The 24,705-nt window shown below is 73.8% G+C and carries 15 protein-coding genes and 1 riboswitch; of the genes, 8 read left to right on the plus strand and 7 right to left on the minus strand.

Going from position 1 to position 24,705, the window contains the following annotated elements; translation table 11 throughout:
• Complete coding sequence (locus ACWCWD_RS27965) at positions 1-1,119, minus strand: cobalt-precorrin-5B (C(1))-methyltransferase (RefSeq protein ID WP_450776875.1); 1,119 nt, start codon at positions 1,117-1,119, stop codon at positions 1-3.
• 49 nt (positions 1,120-1,168) lie between these two features.
• Here ACWCWD_RS27965 and ACWCWD_RS27970 point away from each other — a divergent pair, with 49 nt between their 5' ends.
• Positions 1,169-1,981 (plus strand): cobalt-precorrin-6A reductase, encoded by an 813-nt coding sequence (locus ACWCWD_RS27970; RefSeq protein WP_450776877.1) that lies wholly within the window; start codon positions 1,169-1,171, stop codon positions 1,979-1,981.
• Positions 1,982-1,985: 4 nt separating this feature from the next.
• Here ACWCWD_RS27970 and ACWCWD_RS27975 read toward each other — a convergent pair whose 3' ends face one another.
• From ACWCWD_RS27975 to cobG, 3 genes are all read right to left on the minus strand, one after another.
• The gene (locus tag ACWCWD_RS27975; RefSeq protein WP_450776878.1) at positions 1,986-3,554 is read right to left on the minus strand and encodes a precorrin-2 C(20)-methyltransferase; all 1,569 of its coding nucleotides are present in this window, start codon (positions 3,552-3,554) and stop codon (positions 1,986-1,988) included.
• On the minus strand, positions 3,551-4,177 hold the full coding sequence (locus ACWCWD_RS27980; RefSeq protein WP_450776880.1) for a precorrin-8X methylmutase: 627 nt from the start codon (positions 4,175-4,177) through the stop codon (positions 3,551-3,553). The genes ACWCWD_RS27975 and ACWCWD_RS27980 overlap by 4 nt, the downstream gene beginning before the upstream one ends.
• A 109-nt stretch (positions 4,178-4,286) precedes the next feature.
• A complete protein-coding gene (gene cobG, locus ACWCWD_RS27985; protein WP_450776995.1) occupies positions 4,287-5,609 on the minus strand; it encodes a precorrin-3B synthase in 1,323 nt (440 codons plus the stop codon).
• 109 nt (positions 5,610-5,718) lie between these two features.
• Positions 5,719-5,835, plus strand: a riboswitch (cobalamin riboswitch).
• 47 nt (positions 5,836-5,882) lie between these two features.
• Here cobG and cobN point away from each other — a divergent pair.
• Entirely contained in the window at positions 5,883-9,491 is a 3,609-nt protein-coding gene (gene cobN, locus ACWCWD_RS27990; RefSeq protein ID WP_450776882.1) for a cobaltochelatase subunit CobN, read from the plus strand.
• 16 nt (positions 9,492-9,507) lie between these two features.
• Here cobN and ACWCWD_RS27995 read toward each other — a convergent pair whose 3' ends face one another.
• Positions 9,508-10,293, minus strand: coding sequence for a VOC family protein (locus ACWCWD_RS27995; protein ID WP_450776884.1), 786 nt, complete (start codon positions 10,291-10,293; stop codon positions 9,508-9,510).
• 300 nt (positions 10,294-10,593) lie between these two features.
• On the opposite strand from ACWCWD_RS27995, the gene ACWCWD_RS28000 reads away from it, so the two are divergent.
• Both ACWCWD_RS28000 and ACWCWD_RS28005 read left to right on the plus strand, forming a co-directional pair.
• Positions 10,594-11,706 carry a hypothetical protein gene (locus ACWCWD_RS28000; RefSeq protein ID WP_450776886.1) on the plus strand — a complete coding sequence of 371 codons (1,113 nt, stop codon included), beginning with the start codon at positions 10,594-10,596 and terminating at the stop codon, positions 11,704-11,706.
• Between the two features lie 151 nt (positions 11,707-11,857).
• Positions 11,858-13,423, plus strand: a complete 1,566-nt coding sequence (locus ACWCWD_RS28005; RefSeq protein ID WP_450776888.1) for an alpha/beta hydrolase — start codon at positions 11,858-11,860, stop codon at positions 13,421-13,423.
• Between the two features lie 21 nt (positions 13,424-13,444).
• Here ACWCWD_RS28005 and ACWCWD_RS28010 read toward each other — a convergent pair whose 3' ends face one another.
• A complete protein-coding gene (locus tag ACWCWD_RS28010; RefSeq protein ID WP_450776890.1) occupies positions 13,445-13,972 on the minus strand; it encodes a peptidylprolyl isomerase in 528 nt (175 codons plus the stop codon).
• Positions 13,973-14,190: 218 nt separating this feature from the next.
• Between ACWCWD_RS28010 and ACWCWD_RS28015 the strand changes: the two genes are divergently transcribed.
• From ACWCWD_RS28015 to ACWCWD_RS28025, 3 genes are all read left to right on the plus strand, one after another.
• Entirely contained in the window at positions 14,191-15,660 is a 1,470-nt protein-coding gene (locus ACWCWD_RS28015; protein ID WP_450776892.1) for a glycoside hydrolase family 76 protein, read from the plus strand.
• 118 nt (positions 15,661-15,778) lie between these two features.
• Positions 15,779-15,991, plus strand: a complete 213-nt coding sequence (locus ACWCWD_RS28020) for a DUF4287 domain-containing protein (RefSeq protein ID WP_266706347.1) — start codon at positions 15,779-15,781, stop codon at positions 15,989-15,991.
• A 67-nt stretch (positions 15,992-16,058) separates the two neighbouring features.
• Complete coding sequence (locus tag ACWCWD_RS28025; protein WP_450776894.1) at positions 16,059-16,520, plus strand: redoxin domain-containing protein; 462 nt, start codon at positions 16,059-16,061, stop codon at positions 16,518-16,520.
• Positions 16,521-16,539: 19 nt separating this feature from the next.
• On the opposite strand, the gene ACWCWD_RS28030 is transcribed toward ACWCWD_RS28025, so the two are convergent.
• A complete protein-coding gene (locus tag ACWCWD_RS28030) occupies positions 16,540-17,313 on the minus strand; it encodes a hypothetical protein (RefSeq protein WP_450776896.1) in 774 nt (257 codons plus the stop codon).
• 386 nt (positions 17,314-17,699) lie between these two features.
• Here ACWCWD_RS28030 and ACWCWD_RS28035 point away from each other — a divergent pair, with 386 nt between their 5' ends.
• Positions 17,700-24,596, plus strand: a complete 6,897-nt coding sequence (locus ACWCWD_RS28035) for a glycoside hydrolase domain-containing protein (protein WP_450776898.1) — start codon at positions 17,700-17,702, stop codon at positions 24,594-24,596.
• Positions 24,597-24,705 lie beyond the last annotated feature (109 nt).

Consider the following 24,705-nt stretch of genomic DNA (forward strand, 5'->3'; position numbering starts at 1 on the left):
TCAGCGGACCGTGCTGCGGCCGACCACCGTCCCGGCCCGGTCGACGCAGATCACGTCCACCGCGACCGGTGCCCCGCGCAGTACCTCCAGGGCCTGGTCCCGGGCGGCCACCGCCACCAGGTCGCCGAGCGGCACCCCGGCCGCCGCGCACAACTGGAGTGCGGCGAGCCCGGTGTTGGCGCCCGCCACCGCCTCGGCGAGCTCCTCGTCCGCACCGCCCGCCCGGGCCAGCCGGGCGAGGAACCCCTTGTCCACCTGGGACCGCGCCGAGTGCAGGTCCATGTGCCCGGCGGCGAGCTTGGACAGTTTGGCGAAACCGCCGCAGACGGTGAGCCGGGGCACCGGATGGCGGCGTACGTACTTGAGCACGGCCCCCGCGAAGTCGCCCATGTCCAGCAGGGCGATCTCGGGCAGGCCGTACTCCGCGACGACCGTCTTCTCCGAGGTCGAGCCGGTGCACCCGGCCACATGGGTCCGCCCGGCGGCCAGCGCCACGTCGACCCCGCGCCGGATCGAGTCGATCCACGCCGAGCACGAGTACGGCACGACGACCCCGGTGGTGCCGAGGATGGAGAGCCCGCCGAGGATGCCGAGGCGACCGTTCCACGTGAAACGTGCGATCTCCTCGCCGTCGTCCACGGAGATCGTGACCTCCACGTCGCCGGTTCCGCCGTGCTCCGCCGCGACCCGGGCCACGTGCTCGCGCATCAGCTGCCGGGGCACCGGGTTGATGGCCGGTTCGCCGACGTCCAGCGGCAGTCCGGGCAGGGTCACCGTGCCGACGCCCGGGCCGGCCCGGAAGACCACGCCGGAACCCGGCGGCAGCGCCCGTACCGTCGACCGGACCAGCGCCCCGTGGGTCACGTCCGGGTCGTCGCCCGCGTCCTTGACCACTCCGGCGGTCGCGACGCCGTCGACCAGGGACTCGACGGCGAGCGCGAACGCGGGGGTCTGGCCCTTCGGCAGGGTGATGGTCACCGGGTCGGGGAACTCCCCGGTCAGCAACGCGGTGTACGCGGCGGTGGTCGCCGCCGTCGCACAGGCACCGGTGGTCCAACCGGGGCGCAGGCCGGTGTGTTTGAGTTGGGCCTCGCGTCCGCCCCTCGCCTCACTGCTCATGGAAGGTCCCCTCGATGGTGGCCTCACTGCTCACGGAAGGTCCCCCTCGATGGTGCCGATACCGCTGCCCGACATGCCGGACGATCCCGAGTCCCCGGAGCACGTCCTCGTGCTCGGCGGCACGACCGAGGCCCGCCGTCTGGCGGAGGCGCTGGACGCGGAGATACCGGCCGGAGGACGCAGGCCCCTGCGGGTGACGAGTTCGCTCGCCGGGCGGGTGGCCCGACCGGTGCTGCCGCCGGGCGAGGTCCGCGTCGGCGGCTTCGGCGGTACGGAGGGGCTCGCCGCCTGGCTGCGGGAGCACCGGGTGGATGCGCTCATCGACGCCACCCATCCTTTCGCCGGAACGATCAGTTTCCACGCGGCCCGCGCCGCCGCCTCGGCCCATGTTCCCCTGCTGGCGCTCCGCCGCCCCGGCTGGGTGGCCGGCCCGGCCGACGACTGGCACCCGGCCGGCTCCCTGGAGGAGGCCGCGGCCCTGCTGCCGTCGCTGGGGCGGCGGGTCTTCCTCACCACCGGGCGGATGGGGCTGGCCGCCTTCGCGGGGCTGGACGAACTCTGGTTCCTGATGCGGTCGGTGGACGCGCCGGAGCCGCCGTACCCGGCGCGGATGGAGGTGCTCCTCGACCGGGGTCCGTTCCCCCTGGCGGGCGAGCGGGAGCTGATCCGCCGGTACGGCATCGAGGTGCTGGTCACCAAGGACAGCGGGGGCGCGGCCACCGCGCCGAAGCTGGCGGCGGCCCGGGAGGCCGGGATCCCGGTGGTGGTCGTGCGGCGGCCACCGGTCCCGGAGGGGGTACCGGTGGCCGCGACCCCGGCCGAGGCGCTGAGCTGGCTGAACGCCTGCCTGGGCCGGGGATGAGGCGTTACGCCTCCGGGTAGCGGCGCGGGGTCCAGACGAGGTGCCCGCCGTCCGGCCGGCCGACCCGGCGGGTCTGTGAGGACCCGATGATCAGGAGGGTCCGCATGTCCACCTCGGCCGGGTCGAGATCTGCGAGGCGCACCGTACGCACGCTCTCCCCGGGGCCGCCGACGTCCCGGGCGAGCACCACCGGGGTGTCCGGGGAGCGGTGTTCGAGGAGCAGGTCGCGGGCCTTGCCGACCTGCCAGGTGCGGCTCTTCGAGCCCGGGTTGTAGAGCGCGATCACCAGGTCGGCCGTCGCCGCGGCGCGCAGCCGTCCGGCGATGACCTCCCAGGGCTTGAGCCGGTCGGAGAGGGAGATCGTCGCGTAGTCGTGGCCGAGCGGGGCGCCCGCGCGGGCGGCGGCCGCGTTCGCCGCGGTGACCCCGGGCAGGACGCGTACCGGCAGGTCCGCGTACTCCGGCTGCGAGGCGGCCTCCAGGACGGCGGTGGCCATGGCGAAGACGCCCGGGTCGCCGCCGGAGACCACGGCCACCCGCTGCCCGCGCCGGGCCAGGTCGAGGGCGAACTCGGCGCGCTCCGCCTCCACCTTGTTGTCCGAGCCGTGGCGGGCCTGGCCGGGCCGGACCGGTACCCGGTCGAGGTAGGTGGTGTAGCCGACCACCGCGTCGGCGGCGGCCAGCGCCCCGCGCGTCTCGGGCGTCAGCCAGAGCGGTCCGGCGGGGCCGGTGCCGACCACCACGACCTCGCCGGAGCCGGGCTCCGGCTCGGGGCGGGGGGCGTCGATCCGGCTGGGCACCACGGCGACCGCGAAGTACGGCACCGAGCCGGGCTCCACCTCCGCGAGCTCGCCGGTGCGCTCCCCGGCCATCGTGGCGCGTTCGACGTACCGCGCCTCGGGCAGCCGCCCGGACGCCTCGAACGCGCGGCGCACCGCCGGGAAGGTCCGGCCGAGCTTCATCACCACGGCGGAGTCGGTCGACGCGAGACGGGCCGTCAGCTCCTCCTCCGGCAGGGTGCCGGGGAGGATGGTGAGGATCTCCTCGCCCTCCACGAGCGGGGTGCCGAGCCGGGCTGCGGCGGCGTTCACCGAGGTCACCCCGGGGATGACCTCGGCGGGGTAACGGTCCGCCAGCCGCTTGTGCATGTGCATGTACGAGCCGTAGAAGAGCGGGTCGCCCTCGGCGAGGACGGCCACCGTGCGGCCCGCGTCCAGGTGTGCGGCGAGCCGGGCCGCCGCCTCGGTGTAGAAGTCCTCCAGCGCGCCCCGGTAGCCGCCGGGGTGGTCGGTGGTCTCCGTCGTGACGGGGTAGACCAGCGGTTCCTCGATGTGGTCGGGCCGGATGTGGGCGGCGGCGATGGACCGGGCGATCGAGCGGCCGTGCCGGGCGCTGTGGAAGGCGATCACGTCGGCCTCGGCGATGGCCCGCACCGCGCGGACGGTCATCAGCTCCGGGTCGCCGGGGCCGAGACCGACCCCGTAGAGCCGGCCCGTGCCGCCGTTCGCCGCCTCGGCGTGTGCGGTGGCGGACGCGTGTGCGGCGTTCTCGTTCGCCGCGACGGTCCCGGTCACTCCTCCTCGCTCGCGAGGGCGTTGACGGCGGCCGCCGCCAGGGCGCTGCCGCCGCGACGGCCGCGCACCACGAGGTGCTGGACCCCGGAGACGTGCGCCGCGAGGGCCTCCTTGGACTCGGCCGCGCCGATGAAGCCGACCGGGACACCGATGACGGCGGCGGGCAGCGGGGCGCCCTCCTCGATCATCTCCAGCAGCCGGAAGAGCGCGGTGGGCGCGTTGCCGATGGCGACAACCGAGCCCTCCAGCCGGTCCCGCCACAGCTCCAGCGCGGCGGCGCTGCGGGTGGTGCCCAGTTGCCGGGCCAGCTCGGGCACCGAGGGGTCGGAGAGGGTGCAGACGACCTCGTTGTCGGCGGGCAGCCGCTTGCGGGTGACCCCGCTGGCGACCATCGCCACGTCGCAGAGGATGGGGGCCCCGGCGCGGAGCGCGGTGCGGGCGTCGGACACGGCGGTGGGGGAGAAGGCGAGGTCGCGTACGAGGTCGACCATGCCGCACGCGTGGATCATCCGGACCGCGACCTGGCTGACGTCGGCGGGCAGACCGGCGAGATCCGCCTCCGCGCGGATGGTGGCGAAGGACTGGCGGTAGATCGCCGGTCCGTCCTTCTCGTACTGATGCACAGTGCTGTCGCTTTCTTCGGTCGGGCACGGGCGGTCGTGTGCCGGGGCGTGGTCGGTTCGGTGGGGCGAGTGGGGCGAGTGGGGCGTGTGTTGCGGGGGTGCGGGCGGGTCAGGTACGGGCGCCCCGGGCCGCCGCCACCGCCGCGGCGAGCGCGGCCGGATCGTCCGGGACGGTCACCGGGGCGTCCCGGGGCTCCCCCCGCACCCGAGCGATCCGGTGTCCCGACGGGGTGGCGACGACGTCGATCCACTCCCCGTGCGGGTGGCCGCAGCGGCGTTCGCACCCGGACCAGTACACGGGCAGCAGCGCGCGCACCGGCCGGGGCGCGAGCGCGGCCTCCGCCTCGGCGCGCACGTCGGCCAGCGACTTCGCGCAGCCGGGGCGCCCGACACAGGCGCCGACCCCGGCCCAGGGCGACTCGGGCCCGGTCACCAGACCCGCTGCGGCGAGGACGTCCAACGCGCCCCGGGCGGCTCCGGCGGTCAGGCCCGGCACGACGACCCCGCGCCACGGGGTGCAGCGCAGTTCGCCGGAGCCGAGGCGTTCGGCGGTCTCCACGAGCGCCCGCCACCGCGCACTGGTCAGCCGCCCCATGGGTACGCCGACGTGCAGCGCGCTCAGGCCGTCGGGACCGGTCACCGTGCCGGGCCCGGGCGGGGCGGAGGGGGTACGGGCGGGAAGCGGTACGGCCGGCACCACGAGCCCCGCGCGGCGGGCGGCCTCGGCGGGGAGGGCGGCGCGGGCGGCGTCCGGGAGCGCGGAGATCCGCCAGACGCCCGGGCCGGCCGCCAGGTCGAGGAAGGCCTCGGCCGCGAGCAGCGCGGCGCGCGGGGCCGCGTCGGAGGGGACGGGGAGGAGGGGGCCGCCGGGGCCGGTCCGGAGCAGCGCCCGGTCGCCGTCGAGCGCGATCAGGGTGAGGTCGGCGCCCAGCGCGTCCACGTCGCCGCGCCCGTCGTCGAGGGCGAAGAGGAAGCGGCCGGAGAGCGCGGCGGCCCGCTCGCTCCCGCAGAGCAGGGCGTCCAACTCGGTGAGCCAGGAGCGTATTTCGGGGCGGCCGGAGGTGTCGAGGCCGGAGAGCGGGGAGGCGACTACGTTCCGTACGCGTTCGTGCTGTTCGGACGGCAACAGCCCAGCTGTACGCAGTAGTTCGGCGAGCTCGCCACCGCAACCACCGTCGAGTCCCCGGAGTTGGAGGTTGCCGCGCGAGGTGAGGTGCAGTTCGCCGTCGCCGAGCCGCTCGGCCGCCGCCAGCAGAGTGCGTGCCTGAGCGGCGGTCAGCACCCCGCCGGGTATCCGTACGCGGGCCAGCGCGCCGTCGTCCGCACGGTGCAGCCGCAGCGTTCCCGGACAGGCGTCGCCGCCGCTTTTCCGGGCGACGGCGGCCACGGGGGAACCGGGCGAATCGGCGGTTGCGGACATGGCGGCGAGCATACCCACGTCACTGAGAACGTCACCGGCGCGCACATGTGACCTGTGCCGCCCCCCGGAGGCCCCCTGCCGCGCCGGAGGCCGGGCCCTTAGGATGCTCGCGGTGGACCATTCGGTCCGCCGACGCCAGACGGCGCCATGGGAGGAAGCCCGGTGAGATTCCGGCGCGGTCCCGCCACTGTGAGTCCGGTCCGCTTACGCGGCCGTACGAGTCAGGAACTCCCGCCGTCCGACACCGCCCGGGGCGTGGACACCCCGGGGAAGGGCTGACTCGGCATGATCCTGCTCCTGTCGACCTCCGACACCGACCTGCTGAGCGCCCGCGCCTGCGAGGGCCCGGTCCGCTACCGGTACGCCAACCCCTCCCGCCTCCCGCTCGACCGGCTCCCGGCGCTGCTCGACGGCGCCGAGCTCGTGGTGGTGCGCCTCCTCGGCGGGGTGCGCGCCTGGGAGGAGGGGCTCGACCAGGTCAGGGCCGCCGGCCTGCCGGTCGTCGTCCTCACCGGCGAACAGGCCCCCGACGCCCAGCTGATGGCCGCGTCCACCGTCCCGATCGGCATCGCCGCCGAGGCCCACGCCTACCTCGCGCACGGCGGCCCGGAGAACCTCGACCAGCTGGCCCGGTTCCTCTCCGACACCGTGCTGCTCACCGGCCACGGCTTCGAGCCGCCCGCCCCGGCCCCCGCCTGGGGCCCGCTGGAGCGGACCGCCCGCGAGCTTCCCGGGGCCGCGCCCACGGTGGCGGTGCTCTACTACCGCGCCCACCACATGAGCGGCAACACCGCGTTCGTGGACGCGCTCTGCACCGCCGTGGAGGACGCCGGGGCCCGCCCGCTGCCGCTGTACGTGGCCTCGCTCCGTACCCCCGAACCCGGGCTGATCGACGCCCTGCGCGCGGCCGACGCGATCGTGACCACCGTCCTCGCGGCGGGCGGCACGCGCCCCGCCGAGGCGTCGGCCGGCGGCGACGACGAGTCGTGGGACGCGGGCGCGCTGACCGGGCTCGACGTACCGATCCTCCAGGCGCTCTGCCTGACCGGTTCGCGCGCCGCGTGGGAGGAGAACGACGAGGGCGTCTCCCCGCTGGACGCGGCCACCCAGATCGCGGTGCCGGAGTTCGACGGGCGCCTGATCACGGTGCCGTTCTCCTTCAAGGAGATCGACGCGGACGGCCTGCCCGCGTACGTCCCCGACCCCGAGCGCGCCGCCCGGGTCGCCGGGATCGCCGTCCGCCACGCCCGCCTGCGGCACATCCCGAACGCGGAGAAGCGGATCGCCCTGGTGCTCTCCGCGTACCCGACCAAGCACTCCCGCATCGGCAACGCGGTCGGCCTGGACACCCCCGCGAGCGCGGTCGCGCTGCTGCGCCGGCTGCGCGCCGAGGGGTACGACTTCGGGCCCGAGGGCGAGATCCCCGGTCTGGTCTCCGGCGACGGCGACGAGCTGATCTACGCGCTGATCGAGGCGGGCGGCCACGACCAGGAGTGGCTGACCGAGGAGCAGCTGGCCGCGAACCCGGTCCGTATCCCGGCGGCCGACTACCGCCGCTGGTTCGCCGGCCTCCCCGCCGAGCTGCGCGCTGCGGTGGAGGAGCACTGGGGTCCGGCGCCCGGTGAGATGTTCGTGGACCGCTCGTCGAACCCGGAGGGCGACATCGTCCTCGCGGCCCTGCGGCGCGGCAATCTGCTGATCCTCATCCAGCCGCCGCGCGGTTTCGGCGAGAACCCGATCGCGATCTACCACGACCCCGATCTGCCGCCCTCGCACCACTACCTGGCCGCCTACCGCTGGATCGCCGCCCGCGCCGAGGACGGCGGCTTCGGCGCCGACGCGATGATCCACCTCGGCAAGCACGGCAACCTGGAGTGGCTGCCCGGCAAGAACGCCGGGCTCTCCGCCGCCTGCGGTCCGGACGCGGCCCTCGGCGACCTGCCGCTGGTCTACCCGTTCCTCGTCAACGACCCGGGCGAGGGCACCCAGGCCAAGCGCCGGGTGCACGCCACGCTGGTCGACCACCTGGTGCCGCCGATGGCCCGCGCCGACAGCTACGGCGACATCGCGCGCCTGGAGCAACTCCTCGACGAGCACGCCCAGATCGCCGCGATGGACCCGGCGAAGCTGCCCGCGATCCGCGCCCAGATCTGGACGCTCATCCAGGCCGCGAAGCTCGACCACGACCTCGGGCTCGAAGACCGGCCCCAGGACGAGGGCTTCGACGAGTTCATCATGCATCTCGACGGCTGGCTCTGTGAGATCAAGGACGTCCAGATCCGCGACGGCCTGCACGTGCTGGGCAACCCCCCGGCGGGCGGCGACCGGGTCAACCTGGTCCTCGCGGTGCTCCGCGCCCGCCAGATCTGGGGCGGCACGGCCTCGCTCCCCGGGCTGCGCGAGGCGCTCGGCCTGGACGAGTCGGCCGCCACCCGCACCGCCGCCGACGAGATCGAGGAGCAGGCCCGCGCCCTGGTCCAGGCGATGGAGGACGCCGGCTGGGACCCGTCCGCCGTCGCGGGAGTGGCCGCCGGCCTGCCGTCCGCCGTCGCCGACATCCTCACCTTCGCCGCCACCGAGGTGGTGCCGCGCCTCGCCGCCACCACCGACGAACTCACCCACGCCGTCCACGCGTTGAACGGCGGCTTCGTGCCCGCCGGGCCCTCCGGCTCGCCGCTGCGCGGGCTCGTCAACGTGCTGCCGACCGGCCGCAATTTTTACTCCGTCGACCCGAAGGCCGTCCCCTCCAAGCTCGCCTGGGAGACCGGCCAGGCGCTCGCCGATTCGCTGCTGACCCGCTACCGCACCGACAACGGCGACTGGCCCTCCTCCGTCGGCCTCTCGCTCTGGGGCACCAGCGCCATGCGCACGGCGGGCGACGACATCGCCGAGGCCTTCGCGCTGCTCGGCATCCGCCCCGTCTGGGACGACGCCTCGCGCCGCGTCACCGGCCTGGAGCCCATCTCCTACGAGGAGTTGGGCCGCCCCCGCATCGACGTGACGCTCCGCATCTCCGGCTTCTTCCGGGACGCCTTCCCGCACACGGTGGGCCTGCTGGACGACGCCGTACGGCTCGCGGCCTCGCTCGACGAACCGGCCGAGCGGAACTTCGTACGCGCCCACACCCAGGCCGACCTCGCCGAGCACGGCGACGAACGCCGGGCCACCACCCGGATCTTCGGCTCGCGCCCGGGAACGTACGGCGCCGGGCTCCTCCAGCTCATCGACTCCCGCGACTGGCGCACCGACGCCGACCTCGCCGAGGTCTACACGGTGTGGGGCGGCTACGCCTACGGGCGTGAGCTCGACGGGCGCCCGGCCCGCGAGGAGATGGAGACCGCGTACAAGCGCATCGAGGTCGCCGCGAAGAACACCGACACCCGCGAGCACGACATCGCGGACTCGGACGACTACTTCCAGTACCACGGCGGCATGGTGGCGGCCGTGCGCGCGCTGAAGGGCACCGCCCCCGAGGCGTACATCGGCGACTCCACCCGCCCCGAGACCGTCCGCACCCGCACCCTGGTCGAGGAGACCTCGCGCGTCTTCCGCGCCCGCGTGGTCAACCCCCGCTGGATCGAGGCGATGCGCCGCCACGGCTACAAGGGCGCCTTCGAACTCGCCGCGACCGTGGACTACTTGTTCGGCTACGACGCCACGACCGGGGTCGTCTCCGACTGGATGTACGACAAGCTCACCCAGACGTACGTACTCGACCCGGAGAACCGGGAGTTCCTCCAGCAGGCCAACCCCTGGGCGCTGCACGGGATCGCCGAACGTCTCCTGGAGGCCGAGTCGCGCGGGATGTGGGCGAAGCCCGACCCGGCCGTCCTCGAAGCGCTGCGCCAGGTCTTCCTGGAGACCGAGGGCGAGCTGGAGGGCGGGGACGACTGAGCCCCGCCCGGGGCGGTCACATCCGGGGGTCGGGCTTCAGCAGCGCGAACACCGCGCCGAAGGGGTCCGCGAGCCAGGCCATCCGGCCGACGTCGGACATGTCGGCGGTCGGCATCAGCACGGTCCCGCCGTGCGACCGGGTCGCCTCCACGGTGGCGTCCACGTCCACCACGTGGAAGTAGGGCACCCAGCGGGACTGCTCGCCACCGCTGCTGTCGTCCGCCGGAGCCGCCCCGCCGAAGGTGGAGTCCTGCAGGTCGCCGTCCTCGGTGCTCAGCACCCGGTACGTCATCCCGGGCACCGGCATGTCCTGGGTCCGCCAGCCGAACAGGCCCTGGTAGAAGGCGATGTCGGCGACCGGGTCGGGCACGTGCAGCTCCACCCAGATGAGGCTGTTCGGCGCGGAGGCGATCTCCAGCCCGGCCGTCCTGCCGGGCTGCCAGAGCGCGAAGTCGGCGCCCTGCGCGTCGGTGACCTGGGCCAGCGTCCCCTCGCCCATGACGTCCATGGGCTCCATCCGGACGCTCCCGCCGCCGTCCCGGACCGCCTGGACGGTCGCGTGGATGTCGTCGGTCTTGAAGTGGACCGTCCAGGCGGACGAGGCGCCCTCCTCGGTGAGCGGGCCGAGGGCCGCGGCGGTCTTCCCGTCGGTCTGGAAGAACCCGTACCCGCCGGTCTCGGGCCCGGCGGAGACGAACTCCCAGCCGAAGACGGCCCGGTAGAACGCGGCGGCGGCCCGGGTGTCGGGGCTGCCGAGGTCGAGCCAGTTGGGCGATCCGGTACGGAAGTCGGTGCCGAGCATGAGTCCTCCTGAGTGACGGGACGGGGCGAGGCGGTGCTGGACGGGACGGGACGGGGCCGAGTGGGAGGGGGCGGTGCTGGACGGGACGGGGTGGGCCGGGGCGGGGCCGCGCCGGGCGGGACGGGACGCGCCGGGTGGAGGCCACGCGCCGGGTGGAGGCCACGATGCCGATCCGGCCCGCCGCCGCCCGCGTCCGGCGCCGGGGGTCCGCCGGTTTCACCCGGACGCCGGTACGGCGGAACCCCGCGGGTTCCGCCGTACGTCTCCCCGGCGTCACCCGGGCGGTGGACAATCGCGGCCATGGTGACGACGGGGGAAACGCCCGCACGCCCGGGGCGCCCGGCGGCCCGGCAGCTCCTCGCCCTGCCGGCCGTGCTCGTGCTGAGTGCCCTGGTCGGCGGCGTCCTGACCGCGTTGACCGTCGGCGTGATGCTGAGGGACGTGGCGCTGTTCGGCGGCGGTCTCGGCGGGCTGGCGGTGGCCGTGCTGCTGGTGGCGGTGCCCGCGCGGGTGCGGCACCGGCGGCAGGGCGTGCCGGTGCCCCGGATCGCGCTCGCCCGGATCGAGCACCGGCGGGTCACGAACGGCGAGTTCGCCGACGTACCGGTGCGGTTCGACCTCACGGTGGCCCCCGACGACGCCCCCGCGTACCGGGTGTACGTCCACGAGCAGGTCGGCCCGGCCGACCTGGCGCGGCACCCCGAGGGCCGGATCGTCGTGGTGACGTACGTCCCGACGCAGCCCTGGGGGGTGGAGCTGGACCGGCGGCCCACGGAGGAGTGGGCGCGCCGGGCGGCGTACGCACGGATCGACACCGCGCCCGAGCACACCCGGGTGAAGCCCGACGGGGCCTGCTGGTCCGGGTGCGCGGTGCTGCTGGGGGTGCTCGCCGGGGCGGCCCTTGCCCTCCTCCCCTACCGGGGCGAGCTGGGCGAACGCTTCGACGACACCCCGCCGGCCCCGTCCGCCTCCGCCCCGGCGGTCCCGGGAACGGGCGGCGGGACCACCACCACCGTCACCACCGTGACCGGCTCCGCCTCCTCCGCGTCGACGCTGCGCCCCGGCGAGATGCGCCGCCTCGCGGACACCCTGGTCACGGGCATGGGCACCGAGCTGGGCACCCGGATCACCATCGAGGAGAAGACGATGTCGGCCGTCGGCAGCAAGGGCCCGTCCACCGGCGACGGCCTCCCGATGAGCCTGCGCGCCCTCCCGTACGAGCTGCTCCCCGGGCTCGTGGAGACCGCGCGCACGGGGCTCGGCATCGACCACCCCGAGAGCTGGCGGATCGACATCGCGCCCGAGGGCGGCAGCCCGGCCCCCGTCGTCCGGGTGACGGTCTCCGGGCACGGGCGGAGCGCGTACCTGCTGGCCGACGCGGTGGGGCGGATCACCGCGCGCCACCCGGGCTGAACCGGCCATGAGGGGGATGTTCGGCCACGGTCGGGTGAGTCCGCGCGGGGGCGGGAACTCGGCTGCGCATCATGGGAGTTGAGTGTGTACGGGGGCGCGCTCCGCGCGTGTGCGTCCCGGTCCGTGCGGTAGGAGGAGGCGGAGGCGGCCGATGACGGCTTTCCTGTTGGTGCCCGGCACGTTCACCGGGGGCTGGATCTGGGACCACGTGGCGCAGGCGCTGGGCGAGGCGGGCGACACGGCTGTCCCGGTCACCCTCACCGGCCTGGCCGAAGGGGCGGAGCCGGAGGGGTCGCCGGGCGAGGGGGCGGAGCCGGAGGGGCCCGGGGCCGGGACCGGCCTCGCCACCCACATCGAAGACCTGGTGCGGATCATCGACGCGCTGCCCGCCGAGGAGACCGAGGTCGTCCTCGTCGGCCACGACTACGGCATCCTCCCCGTCCTCGGCGCGGCGGCCCTGCGCCCGGAGCGGGTCACCCGGATCGTCAACGTGGACGCCGGGCTGCCCCAGGACGGTGATCCCGCACTCGTCATCGAGGTGGACCCGGGGGTGCGCGAGCGTGCGGTGGCGGCGGTGACGGCTCCGCCCGAGGGGGCGGGTTCCGGCCTGGTCGCCCCGCCGTCCGCCGAGGAGTGGCGCGGTCGGCCGGGCGCCGCCGACCTGTCCGACGAGGCGGTGGAGCTGCTGGCGCGGCGGGCGGTCCCGCACCCGGCGGCCACGCTCGTACAGCCGCTGCCCCCGACCGGGGCCGCCGCCTCCATCCCGTACGCGGGCCTCCTCGCCACGGGGAACGGCTCGACCATCGAGCTGGTCGAATCCCTGGTCAGGATGGGGGAGCCGCGCGTCCAGGCGCTCACCCGGCCCGGCGTCACCCTCTTCGAACTCCCCACCGGCCACTGGCCGATGCTCTCCGCCCCCGCCGAACTCGCGGACGTGCTGCGGCGTGCGGTGGCCGGCGAGGGGCACCGCGTCGACGCTCCGCCGGCCGGACCGCCCGCGCATCTGGGGCCGTTCCTGTTGGACGTACCCGAACGCGAGCGGGAGCGGCACGGCCGCGTCGACCTCTACCTCCCCGACGCCGAGGGCCCGCGCCCCGCGATCGTGTTCGTCCACGGCGGCCCGGTCGCGGCCGACGCCCGGCCCACGCCCCGCGACTGGCCTTCGTACGTCGGATACGGCAGGTACGCCGCCGACCTGGGCGTGGTCGGCGCCGTGCTGGACCACCGGATGTACGGACTCGGCGCCCTCGCCACCGCCGCGGGCGACCTCGCCGAGGTGGTCGAGCAGGTCCGTGCCGATCCGCGCGTCGACGCGGACCGGGTCGCCCTCTGGGTCTTCTCCGGCGGCGCGCTGCTCTCCGCCGAGTGGCTGGTCGCGCCCCCGGTCTGGCTGCGCTGCATCGCGGCGACGTACCCGGTCCTCGCCCCGCTGGCGAGCTGGCCCCGGACGGCGGGGCGGTTCAACCCCGTGGAGGCGGTACGCGCCGCGGGGCCGCTGCCCTTCGTGCTGAGCCGGGTGGAGAGGGAGGGGCCCGACATCGACGCCACGGTCGAGGAGTTCCTCCTCGCCGCCAAGGGGACGGAGCTCCGGCTGGAGGTGATCCCCGTCCCCGGTGCGCGCCACGGCTTCGAGGCCGTCGACCACACCGACCCGGCCCGCCGCGCGGTGGAGCGGGCCGCGCGCACGGTGCTGGGGCACCTGGGGGTCGCGCCGTAGAGCCGTGGGGCTCCCGGGCGGTCAGCGGGTCTCGACGACGACCTGCTCGACGACCACGTCCTGCACCGGGCGGTCGTTGCGCGGGTTGGTCGTCGTGGTGCCGATGGCGTCGACGACCTTCTTGCTCGCGTCGTTCGTGACCTCGCCGAAGATGGTGTGCTTGCCGGTGAGCCAGGTGGTCGGGGCGAGGGTGATGAAGAACTGCGAACCGTTGGTGCCCGGACCGGCGTTCGCCATGGCCAGCAGGTAGGGCTTGGTGAACGCCAGGTCCGGGTGGAACTCGTCGGCGAACTTGTAGCCGGGGCCGCCCGAGCCGTTGCCCAGCGGGTCACCGCCCTGGATCATGAAGCCCTCGATGACCCGGTGGAACACCGTCCCGTCGTACAGCGGGGCGCTGCTCGGATGCGAGGTGTTCGGGTCGATCCACTCGCGCTCGCCCGTCGCGAGGTCCACGAAGTTGCGCACCGTCTTGGGTGCGTGGTTCGGCAGCAGCCGGATCTCGATGTCACCCTGGTTGGTCTTCAACGTCGCGTACAGCTCTTCCGCCATGACGATCCTTCGGTGTGCGTTTACGGGCCCGGCCAGTCTCGCGGCCCGGCGGGCGGGGCCGGGGCGGGGACGCGGCATGTCACCCGCACGAGTGGTCGGCACACACCAGTCCCAGGGGTGTCCGCGCAGATGTATTGACATGAACCTGGCTATCCGGTCGGCTGGTCGGACCGGCCGACCGCCGGCGCGTCCCCCCACCACCCGCAAGGAGTTGCCGCATGCCTTACCCCCGCAGAGGCCGGCGCCCGGCCGTCCTCGCCCTCTTCGCGAGCCTGCTGCTCACCGCCCTCCCGGCGGCGACCGCGCGGGCCGCCGAATCCGCGGCCGGTGCGGCCGAGGCTGCCATCTGCAACAAGCAGTGCGACGCCCGCGACCCCGCCGGAGCGACCTCGGACCGGACGCCGGTGAGCAGCGAGCTGTACGGGCGCAGCGTCCGGCTGCACCTCTCGGACAACGATGTCATGGGCTGGGGGTCGATCGAGAACGGTTCGCCCGGGGACGAGGTCTGGATCGACCGCTCCTTCGACGGCGGCCGGAGCTGGGCCTCCGGGAGCAGGCTGGGCGCGACGGCCGTCCCCGCCGGATCGAGCGGCTGGCGCACCCAGATGTACAACGTCGACGACTGGAACACCGCCGGCGTCGGCGCGCTGCGCGCCTGCGGCAAGGCCGGGGACCGCCCCGAGATCACCTGCACCGGCTGGGCGCGGGTGAACTGGAACGCCTGGAGCCGCTCCACCGCCGCCGCGACCGGGCTGATGATGTCGTACGACCGGGGCACCGGCCTCTTCGGCGGCAACGGCTGGTGGACCGCCGCCAACGCGCTCACGGCCGTGCTCGACAACGCGCGCCTCAGCGGCATGCCGAGCTACCAGTACGCCATCGCCTCCACCTACGACAAGAACATCAACGCCCAGGGCGGCAGCTTCCGCAACGACTACCTGGACGACACCGGCTGGTGGGGCCTGGCCTGGGTCGCCGCCTACGACGCGACGGGCGACAGCCGGTACCTCAACACCGCCCGCGCCGACGCCGATCACATGCAGGCGTCCTGGAACGGGACCTGCGGCGGCGGGGTGTTGTGGAACCGGACGATGACGTACAAGAACGCCATCACCAACGAGCTCTTCCTCCAGCTCAACGCGGCACTCCACAACCGCATGTCCGGCGACACGGTCTACCTGGGACGGGCGAAGGCCGAGTGGTCGTGGTTCCAGGGCAGCGGCATGATCAACGGCGACCACATGATCAACGACGGGCTCACCGACGCCTGCGCCAACAACGGCCAGCCCACCTGGACGTACAACCAGGGCGTGGTTCTCGGCGGTCTCACCGAGCTGTACCGCGCCACCGGTGACTCCGCGCTGCTGACCACCGCCCGTACCCTCGCCGACGCGTCCGCCGTCCGCCTCCAGACCGACGGCGTGCTGCGGGAGCCCGGCGAGGGCGACGAGTGCACCGGCGACGGCCCGTCCTTCAAGGGGGCGTACGCGCGCGGCCTCGGCAGGCTCGACGCCCAGCTGACCGACCACCCGTACGCGGCGGCCCTCGACCGCTGGGCCGACGCGGCCTACGCCAAGGACCGCAACGCGCTCGACCAGTACGGCCCGCACTGGAACGGGGGCTCGGGCACCAGCGACTACGGCTGCCAGCAGAGCGTCCTCGACCTGCTCAACGCGGCCGGGCAGTAAGGAAAAGCGCCTGCACGGGTGTGCGGTACGGGGGGCTCGCCCCGTACCGCACACCCTCTCGGGTCCGGCCACCTTCGTCGACCGATGATTTCCGGGCGGCCGAGGGGTCTACCCCGGCATGACGAACTCCTCCAAGGGTCCCGCGAGTTACTTCCCCTCGATAGAGAAGACGTACGGCCGCCCCGTGACGGAATGGAAGAAACTGATCCGCGCGTCTCCCCTGACCAAGCACATGGAGCTGGTCGCCTGGCTCAAGACCACCCACGGCCTTGGCCACGGCCACGCCAACGCACTGGTCGCCCACACCCGTGCGGAGGACGCCGTCGGCTGATGTTTCGCAGGGCCGGTGCGATGATCGGACCACGCCGATGCGCCGAATCCCCTCAGTGAGGACTCCCATGCAGAGCACCGTCGAGACCACCGAGGGCCCCGTCGCCGTCCCGTCCGGCGAGCACCGCTGGACCGCCCTGTTCTTCATCACCGAGCCCGGTATCGGCGAGGTGCTGCCCGAGCTGGCCGGCTGCACCACCGGCCTCTGCTCGGTACGCGACGAGGCCGCCCGGTTCGCCCGGGCCGACGTCCGGGTCCTCGGCGTCAGCGCCCACGCCCCGGGCCGTCTGGCCGAGTTCGCGGCCGAGCGCGAGCTGGGATATCCGCTCGTCGGCGACCCCGGGCTGACGCTCGGCCGGTCCCTGGGCGTACCCGAGGTACGGGTGGGGGAACGCACCCTGTTCGCGCGCGCCGGAGTCGTCCTCGACCGGACCGGCCGGGTGCGTGCGCTGCTGCACCCGGTGGCGGACCCGGAGCGCCACGCGGACCTGGTCCTGGCGGCGGTGGAGGAGCTGGCCGCGGGGGAGTGACCGGTCGCCGGGTGCCGGCCTACTCGTCGTCGGAGGGCGCGGGGGTGTCCCAGACGATGTAGTGGAACCGCATCCCGTCGTGCCCCCGGCCCAGCCAGGTGACGGCTGCCAGGTGGTTCGCGCTGGTCGGCATGCAGAACCACGTCCCCTCCAGGCCGGTGTTCATGTCCCCGGTGGCCTGCGGGAAGGCGAGGAGCACATGGGCGCACACCTTCGGCGTGGCGCCCTCGGAGGGTTCGGCCACGCGGCCGTTCAGGACCGAGAACGAGCCGCCGCCGCTCCACGCCATGTCGGGGCTCTCCACCGAGGCTCCGACCGTGCCGTGTTCGAGGTCGGCACTGTTCCCTTCGGCGAGGGTGAAGTCCCCCGTCCTGAGGATCTTCGTCGACGGCTCCGATGGCGACGGCTCCGAGGGCGACGGCGAAGGGGACGTCGTGGTGACGTCGTCGGCGGGCGTCGCGTCCGGGTCGGCGGTCCCCGACGTCCCGGTGGCGGCCGGGGTTTCGGGCTCGGCCGAGTCCTGGGCGGCGGCCGACGGCGGCGCGAGCGGGTCGCGGGACGTGCTGTTCCCCGTCTGGACGATCAGCGTGACGATCAGGCCGAGGACGGGGACCAGGATGCCGACGACCCACCAGGACCACTTCGGCGGACCGTGATCGGGCCGCGGGGGCTCCGGCGGTGCGGGCCTCGGCGACTCCGGCGGTGCGGGCCGGGGAGGCTCCTGCGGTGCGGGCCTCGGTGGCTGTGCGGGCATCGGCGGGTGCGGGCTCGACCCGCCCGTCTCGTGCGTCATGACGCCAAGTCCCCCGTATTCACTTCCGCGTCCGCGTCCGAAGAGGCTCACCGTACACAGCTGATCGCGTGCATGCCATGAATTCCCGCCGTGCCCGGACCGGGCGCCGTCCTGCCCCGTCCCCGCGCGGACCGGGCCCTCCGTGCGCGCTCCGGGCCCGGCCACCTCCCCGGCGGGAATTGTTTGCCCCTCGTACGTTTTCTCCGTGTCTGATGGTGGACGGGCGTGAACGCGGCGGGGATGATCGCGGTGTTCACTTCCGTCCTGCTGTTTCTGGGTTGCACGCCCGGTGTCGTGGGCTGACAACGTTGTCTTCTGGTGAGGCCGAACCGTGCGACGCAGTGCGACGCCTGAGAGGTTCCGTGTCCATCAGATCCCATCCCCCCTTGCCTCCCGCGATACCCGCGGCAGCGGCCCCCGCCGGTCGCCGGCCCCTGCGCGCGGCGGTCGCCGTGCTGCTCACCGGGGCGCTCGGCGCAGCCGCGCTGGCGGGTGGCGGCCTGGCCGTCGCCGCGCCCGGCGCGAACACGTCCGGCACCTCCGGAACGGATTACACCGCGCTCGTCGACCCGTTCGTGTCGACCGCCGGTGACGACGGCAACGACCTGCCCGGCGCGCAAGCGCCGCACGGCCTGGCCAAGGTCAACCCGCTGACCACGCCGAACCGGAACCACCCGGGGTACGACTACAACGAGGACCACATCGCCGGGTTCACCGCGACCAACCTCGACGGGGTCGGCGGCTCGGGCGGCGGTGGCGACCTGCTCGTCGTGCCGACCTCGGTGCGGTACGACAGCCGCCCCGCGACGAGCACGTACGCCCACGGGTACAGCCACGACGACGAGTCCGCGAGCCCCGGTTCGTACAAGGTGGGGCTCGGCGCCCTCTCCGGTACGGCCTCTTCCGTGCAGCAGGGGCCGGGCACCATCGAGGCCGAGATGGCCGCGACCACGCGCACGGCGCTGGAGCGGTACAGCTTCCCGGCGGGTTCGCAGCCCGAGCTCGTCCTCGACCTCGCGAACAACTTCACCAGCCGCACCCGTTCGACCCTGAAGGCGACGGAGCTCCCGGACGGCACCACGTCGATCACCGGGCTCATCGCGGGGTCGTTCAACGGCGCCTCGTACCAGATGTATTACGCCGCCACCACGAACGTCCCCGTGACCTCGCTGAAGAGCTGGGGCGGCGACGGCAAGCTGAGCGACGCGACCACGCGGGACGGTTCCGACACGGGCGCCGTGCTCGGCTTCGACGCGTCCCACGGGGACGACATCGAACTGCGCGTCACGCTGTCGCCGATCAGCGCCGAACAGGCCGTGACCGACCAGGCGGCCGAGGTCGGCGGCCTCACCTTCGACCAGGCGCGCGAGCGGACGAAGGCGGCCTGGAACAGCGCCCTCGGCGCGGTCGCCGTGAAGGCCTCGGCCACGTCCGACCCCGGGTCGACGCTGACCAAGGAGTTCTACACCCACCTGTACCGGATGTACGCGCTGCCCGTGAACGCCACCAGCACCAGCGGTACGTACCGCGGCGCCGACGGGGCGGTGCACAAGGCCAACGGCTTCACGTACTACGACGGTTGGTCCACCTGGGACGACTTCCGCAAGTACTCCGTCGAGGCGTACATCGACCCGGCCACCTACCGGGACATGGTGCAGTCGCTCATCGAGCTCTTCGCCGACACCCGTACCACCGGCAAGAGCATCGGCAGCCTCACCCACTCGGTGCCGACGGTGCGCTGGGAGCGCTCGGCGGTGCTGGTCGCCGACGCGCTGTCGAAGGGGTTCAAGAACTTCGACCGGCTCGACGAGGCGTACCCGGCGCTGATGGCGTACGCCGGGTACTACACCGGTGCGCAGCTGCGGCAGGGGTACGTCACCGGTGACCCCGGTACGACCGTGCAGCGCGGCTACGACCAGTGGGCGCTCTCCGTCATCGCCGGTGCGCTCGGCAGGACGGACGACGCGGTGAAGCTGCGCGAGCAGTCGACCATGGCGATCGACAACCTGGTGAAGTCCGGTGCCTGGAAGGCGCCCGACGGCACCCAGGTCGGTCTGCTCACCCCGCGCGCGGCGAGCGGCGACTGGCAGGCGGCCGACTACGAGAAGTTCGAGGAGGCCGGTCTCTACCAGGGCACGCTCTGGCAGTACCACTGGTACGACGCGTACGACATGGGCGGCCTCATCGAGGCCATGGGCGGCGCCAAGGCCGGCAAGGCCGCCGTCGAGCACATGTTCGGCGAGGACTCCTCCGCCGACGACGGCTCGACCATGCTGCACTCCAACGCGAACGAGATCGACCTGCAGGCCCCGTACCTCTTCAACTACGTCGGCGAGCCGAGCCTGACGCAGAAGTGGGTGCGCTCCATCTACACCGGCACCACCTGGAACCGGTACATCGCGACCGGCTCCACCAACGAAGCCCCCAGCGGTGGCGGCCAGTTCAACCCGCCGGTGAAGACGCAGGTCTACAAGCTCTCCCCGAACGGCTTCCTGCCGACGATGGACAACGACGCGGGCACCATGTCGACCATGTTCGTCGGCGCCGCCCTGGGCCTGTTCCCGGTGACCGCCGGGTCCAGCCAGTTCCAGATCGGCAGCCCGTTCTTCGACTCCACGACGATCACCTACGCCAACGGCGCCACGTTCACCGTGAAGGCGAACGGCGTCTCGCCGAGCAACTACTACGTGCAGAGCGCGAAGCTCAACGGCAAGAAGTTCGACAACACCTGGCTGGACTACGCGCAGATCATCGCGGGCGGCACCCTCGACTTCACCATGGGCGCCAAGCCCTCGAAGTGGGGCGCCGCCACCGAGCCCGCGTACTCGCTGGACACCGACGCCGGTGACACCGGTTCCGGTACGGCCCCGGGCAAGGGCGACACCGTCGTCTCCGCCGCCCCCGCCACCCTCGCGACCAAGGCCGACGGCACCGTCGACGGCAGCGTGCGGCTCACCCTCTCCGGACCGGCCGCCTTCGCCGCCCGCAAGGGCACCAGCCTCACCACGTCCGGGGCGGCCACCGTCACCGGCCTGCCCGGCGGGGTCACCGCCGACCTCCGGGTCACCGACGCGCACACCGCGACCGTCACCCTCAAGGGCAGCACCCAGGTCGACGCGCACTTCGGCATCACCTTCCAGGACGCGGCGTTCGCCCACGGCGGGAAGGCGTCCACCGTGCGCGGCACCGGGATCTCCCCGACCGACCCGCTCACCGTCTCCGCCGCCGCCGTGCACCGTACGACCCTGGGCGCACTCGTCGACCAGGCGTCCCCGGTGCGCCCCGGCAACTACTCGGACGGCTCCTGGAGCCTCTTCCGGTCGGCGCTGGAGCGCGCCCGGACCGTCCTCGCGGACTCCGCCTCCGCGACCGGCACGATCATGGCCGCCGAGGACGCGCTGCGGTCCGCCGTCGCCACCCTCACCATCGACGAGGGCGGCTACGCGGTCCTCCAGGCCGAGTCCCCCGACGAGAAGGAGGGCGCGAGCCTCGTCAGCGAGCGCAACAACTCGGACGGCAACCTCGGCGGCGTCTCCGAGGGCTCGTGGGAGCGTTACGCCAAGCTGGACTTCGGCGGTGTCGCCCCGCGCAGCGTCTCGGTGCGTTACGCCAACTCCCAGGCCACCGGCGCCAAGCCGAGCAGCGTGGACATCCACGCGGGCGGAGCCGACGGCCCGGTCGTCGCCACCGCCCAGCTCCCCGGAACCGGCGGCTGGCAGTACTGGTCCACGGTCCAGGCGACCGTCACCGACCCGGACGCCCTCCTGACCGCGAAGAGCGCGACCTTCGTGTTCCACGCCCCGGCCGGACAGCAGTGGGTGTCGAACTTCGACTGGTACCAGTTCTCGCCGTACCCGGTCGCCACGTCCTCCTCGACCACCCTGGCCACGCTGACGGCGGCCGACGCCACGTCGACCGGCGGCGGTTCGCTCCCCCTCAAGACGTCCGGGGGCATCTTCGAGAACACGACGAACGGCGCCTGGGCCGAGTGGAAGGCCACCGGCCTCGACACCGGAGCCGACACCGTCTCCGTCAGCTACGACAAGCCGCAGACGCGCGCCGCGTCCGACTCGCACATCGAGCTGCACCTCGGCTCGGCGGACGGCCCCAAGGCCGTCGACATCCCGCTCGACTACACCGGCTCGGGCTGGGGCACCCTCGCCACCACCACCGTCCGCCTCGACCCGGCCGTCTTCAAGGGCGTCCAGGACGTGTACGCGGTCTTCGCCTCCACCACCCAGACGTCGGCCCAGCCCTACGTGGCCAACGTCTACTCGCTGACCCTGGCGCAGGACGCCGCCGCCCCCGTGGCGGTCGACGCCACCGCCTTCCGCTCGAACAGCGGCGGCGGCCTCAAGAGCGAAGCCGTCGGCTGGAGCGGCGCCGGGTCCACCACGGACCTCGGCGGCACCTACGACGGAGCCTGGCTCGACTACGGGGACATCGCCTTCGGCTCCGCCGCGAAGAACACCGTCACCGTCACCTACGCCAACAACTCCGCACGGTGCGGCACCGGTTCGGCCGTCCAGATCTACCTGGACGCCTTCGACGCCGCCGCCCCCGGAACCCCGTACGCCACCGTCCCGCTGCCCGTCACCGGGAGCGCCTGGTCGTCGGGCGGCACCACGAGCCTGACGTTGCCCGCGGGCATCACCGGCACCCACGGCCTCCACCTGCGCCTGGTGACCACCGCGGACTCCGCGCACCCGTACGTGGCGAACCTCGGCCGGATCACCTTCGACCACGTCGACACCCCCGCCGCGACGGACCCGTCCGCGCTGCGCAAGGCGGTCGAGGAGTACGAGGGCCTGGCCGGCCACTCCGACCGGTACGACGCCATCGACTTCGGGGTGTACGAGCGCGAACTCGACGCCGCCCGCGCCCTGCTGGACGCCGGCGACGCGACCCAGCTCGAAGTCGACACCCGCACCCGCAGCCTCACCCTCGCGGCGAACCAGCTGATCCCGCTGGCGCGGCTCACCCTGGAGGACCTGGTCCAGACCGCCTCGGCCCTGGAGGACACCCGCTACACCGAAGCCTCCTGGAAGGGGTTCACCACCGCACTCGCCGCCGCGAAGACCGCCGCGGCCGACAGCACGGCCACGGACGCGACGCTCACCGCACGGTACGACGCCCTCCGGCACGCCGTCTCGGCGCTCACCACCAAGCCCAAGTCGGCACCGGCCGCGCCCGACGCGGTCTCCGCGAGCTCCACCGGCACCAGCGTCACCGTCGCCTGGTCCGTCCCCACGGACGACGGCGGCTCGCCCGTCACCGGCTGGACCGTCACCCTCGACGACGGCCACCAGGCCCGGATCGCCGACCCGGACAGCCGGAGCACCACCTTCACCGGCCTGCGGTCCGGCCGCTCGTACACCGCCCGGGTCCGCGCGGTGAACGCGTACGGCACCTCGCGCCCCAGCGCCGCCACGGCGCCCGTGGTGACCGCGGGCGGCAAGCCGCAGCAGCCCACCGTGACCGGCGTGGTCACCCACGGCAAGCACACCCGGGTGACCTGGCGGCCCGCCGCCGACGGCGGATTCCCGGTCCTCGGCTACACCGTCCGCCTCGGCGACGGCACCACCGCGCACCTCTCCGCCACGGCGGACACCGCGCTGCTCACCACCGACGGCAGGGCGAAGGCGCAGACCGCCACGGTGACCGCCGTGACCCTGGCCGGAACCTCCGCCGACCAGGCCGCGGCCCCCACCGCCGCGGCGACCGCTCCGTACGAGCCCTCCGCCTTCCCGGCGCCCACGCTCGACGCGAGCTACCCGTCGGACGAGTGGCCGACGACCGGCGACGGAAGTGACTGGTTCCGTAACCTGCTCGACGGCTTCGCCGGCCTCCCCGACGACATCCTCGGCGCCAACGCCAAGGTGCCCTCCGGCACCCCGCTCACCGCCGAGAACGACAGGATCGCCGTCTCCATCAACAACGCGGCGACCCAGAAGGAGGTGGACCGCGCCGAGGTCGACGCGACGCACAGCGCCACCGTCACGATGGCCGACGGCCTCGGCTCCCGGCTCGGCACGCTCTACGCCGACGCCCTGAGCGACGGCCGACTGCCCAAGACCAGCGCCCTGTTCTCCCGCGTCTCCTCGCAACTCGACGAGGTGGACCCGACGAAGAACCACTACGCCTACCAACGCCCCTACGTGCGTCTCGGGTTCGTGGGTGACGGCGGGGACATATACGAGTCCCAGGACGGCTCGTACGGCAGCCTCACCACCAGCGGCTCCTACCCCAGCGGCCACACCTACGGCGGCTACGAAGCCGGGACCGTCCTCGCCACCCTCCTCCCCGAGCTGGCGCCGTCGATCCTCGCCCGCACCTCGGAGTACGGCAACAACCGCGTCATCCTCGGCTTCCACTACCCGCTGGACGTCATGGGCGGCCGGATGAGCGCCCAGGCCACCGTGGCCCACCGCTGGGCGGACCCCGCCTTCGAGGAGCTGCTCGCCCAGGCCCACACCGAGATCGAGAACGTACTGCTCGCCGACTGCGAGAAGGAGGGATACGGCACCACCCTCACGGCCTGCGAGGGCGACGCGTACGCCGGTCTGAGCACCGCCCAGCAGGTCGACGTGTACACGCGCCGACTGAGCTACGGCTTCTCCCGGGTCGGACAGTCCGGCCAGGCCCTCCAGGCGCCCGCCGACGCGGCGGCCCTGCTGATCACGGCCTTCCCGGACCTCACCACCGAGCAGCGCACCCAGATCATCGAGCAGACCGCCACGGACTCCGGCTACCCGCTCGACCTCACCGGTGACGGCGGGGAGAGCTGGGAGCGGATCAACCTCGCCGCCGCCATGGCCGCGCAGGTGGTCGTCGACGCGGACGGCTCGGTCACCGTGACCAACTTCGCCGACGCCACCAAGGCCGCGGTCGCCGACGCGAGCGCGATCACGGTCGGCGGCGTGGCGATCGACGGGTTCGACCCGAAGGTCTCCACGTACGTGGTGGACGTGGCGAAGAACGCGAAGGCCCCCGCCGTCACCGCCGTACCGGCCCAGCCCGGTGCGAAGGTGAAGGTCACCGAGGGCAGCAGCATCCTGTCGTCCACCGGCTCCGGCTCGAAGTTCACCACCCGCACCATCAGGGTGACGTCGGCCGACGGCGCGGTCACCCGGACCTACACGGTCGGGCTGCGGTCCACCGCCCGCGACGACCTGCCGGTCACGGCCGGCGGCGGCCACGGCGTGGGAGCCTCCGGCCCGGGCGGCGGCTGGTCGCCGTCCACGGACTGGCGGGAGCCGCTGCGCCTGCCCGGTCTGCGGTAGCGGCCGGGCGTCTCCGTCGCACGGTTGGCGGGGGCGCGCGTCCCTTCGTACGGCCCTTCCGGGAGAACCTTCGCGGTTCTCCCGGAAGGGCCGATCGCGTTCCCGGGGC

It is taken from the genome of Streptomyces sp. NPDC001493 (assembly GCF_053597235.1).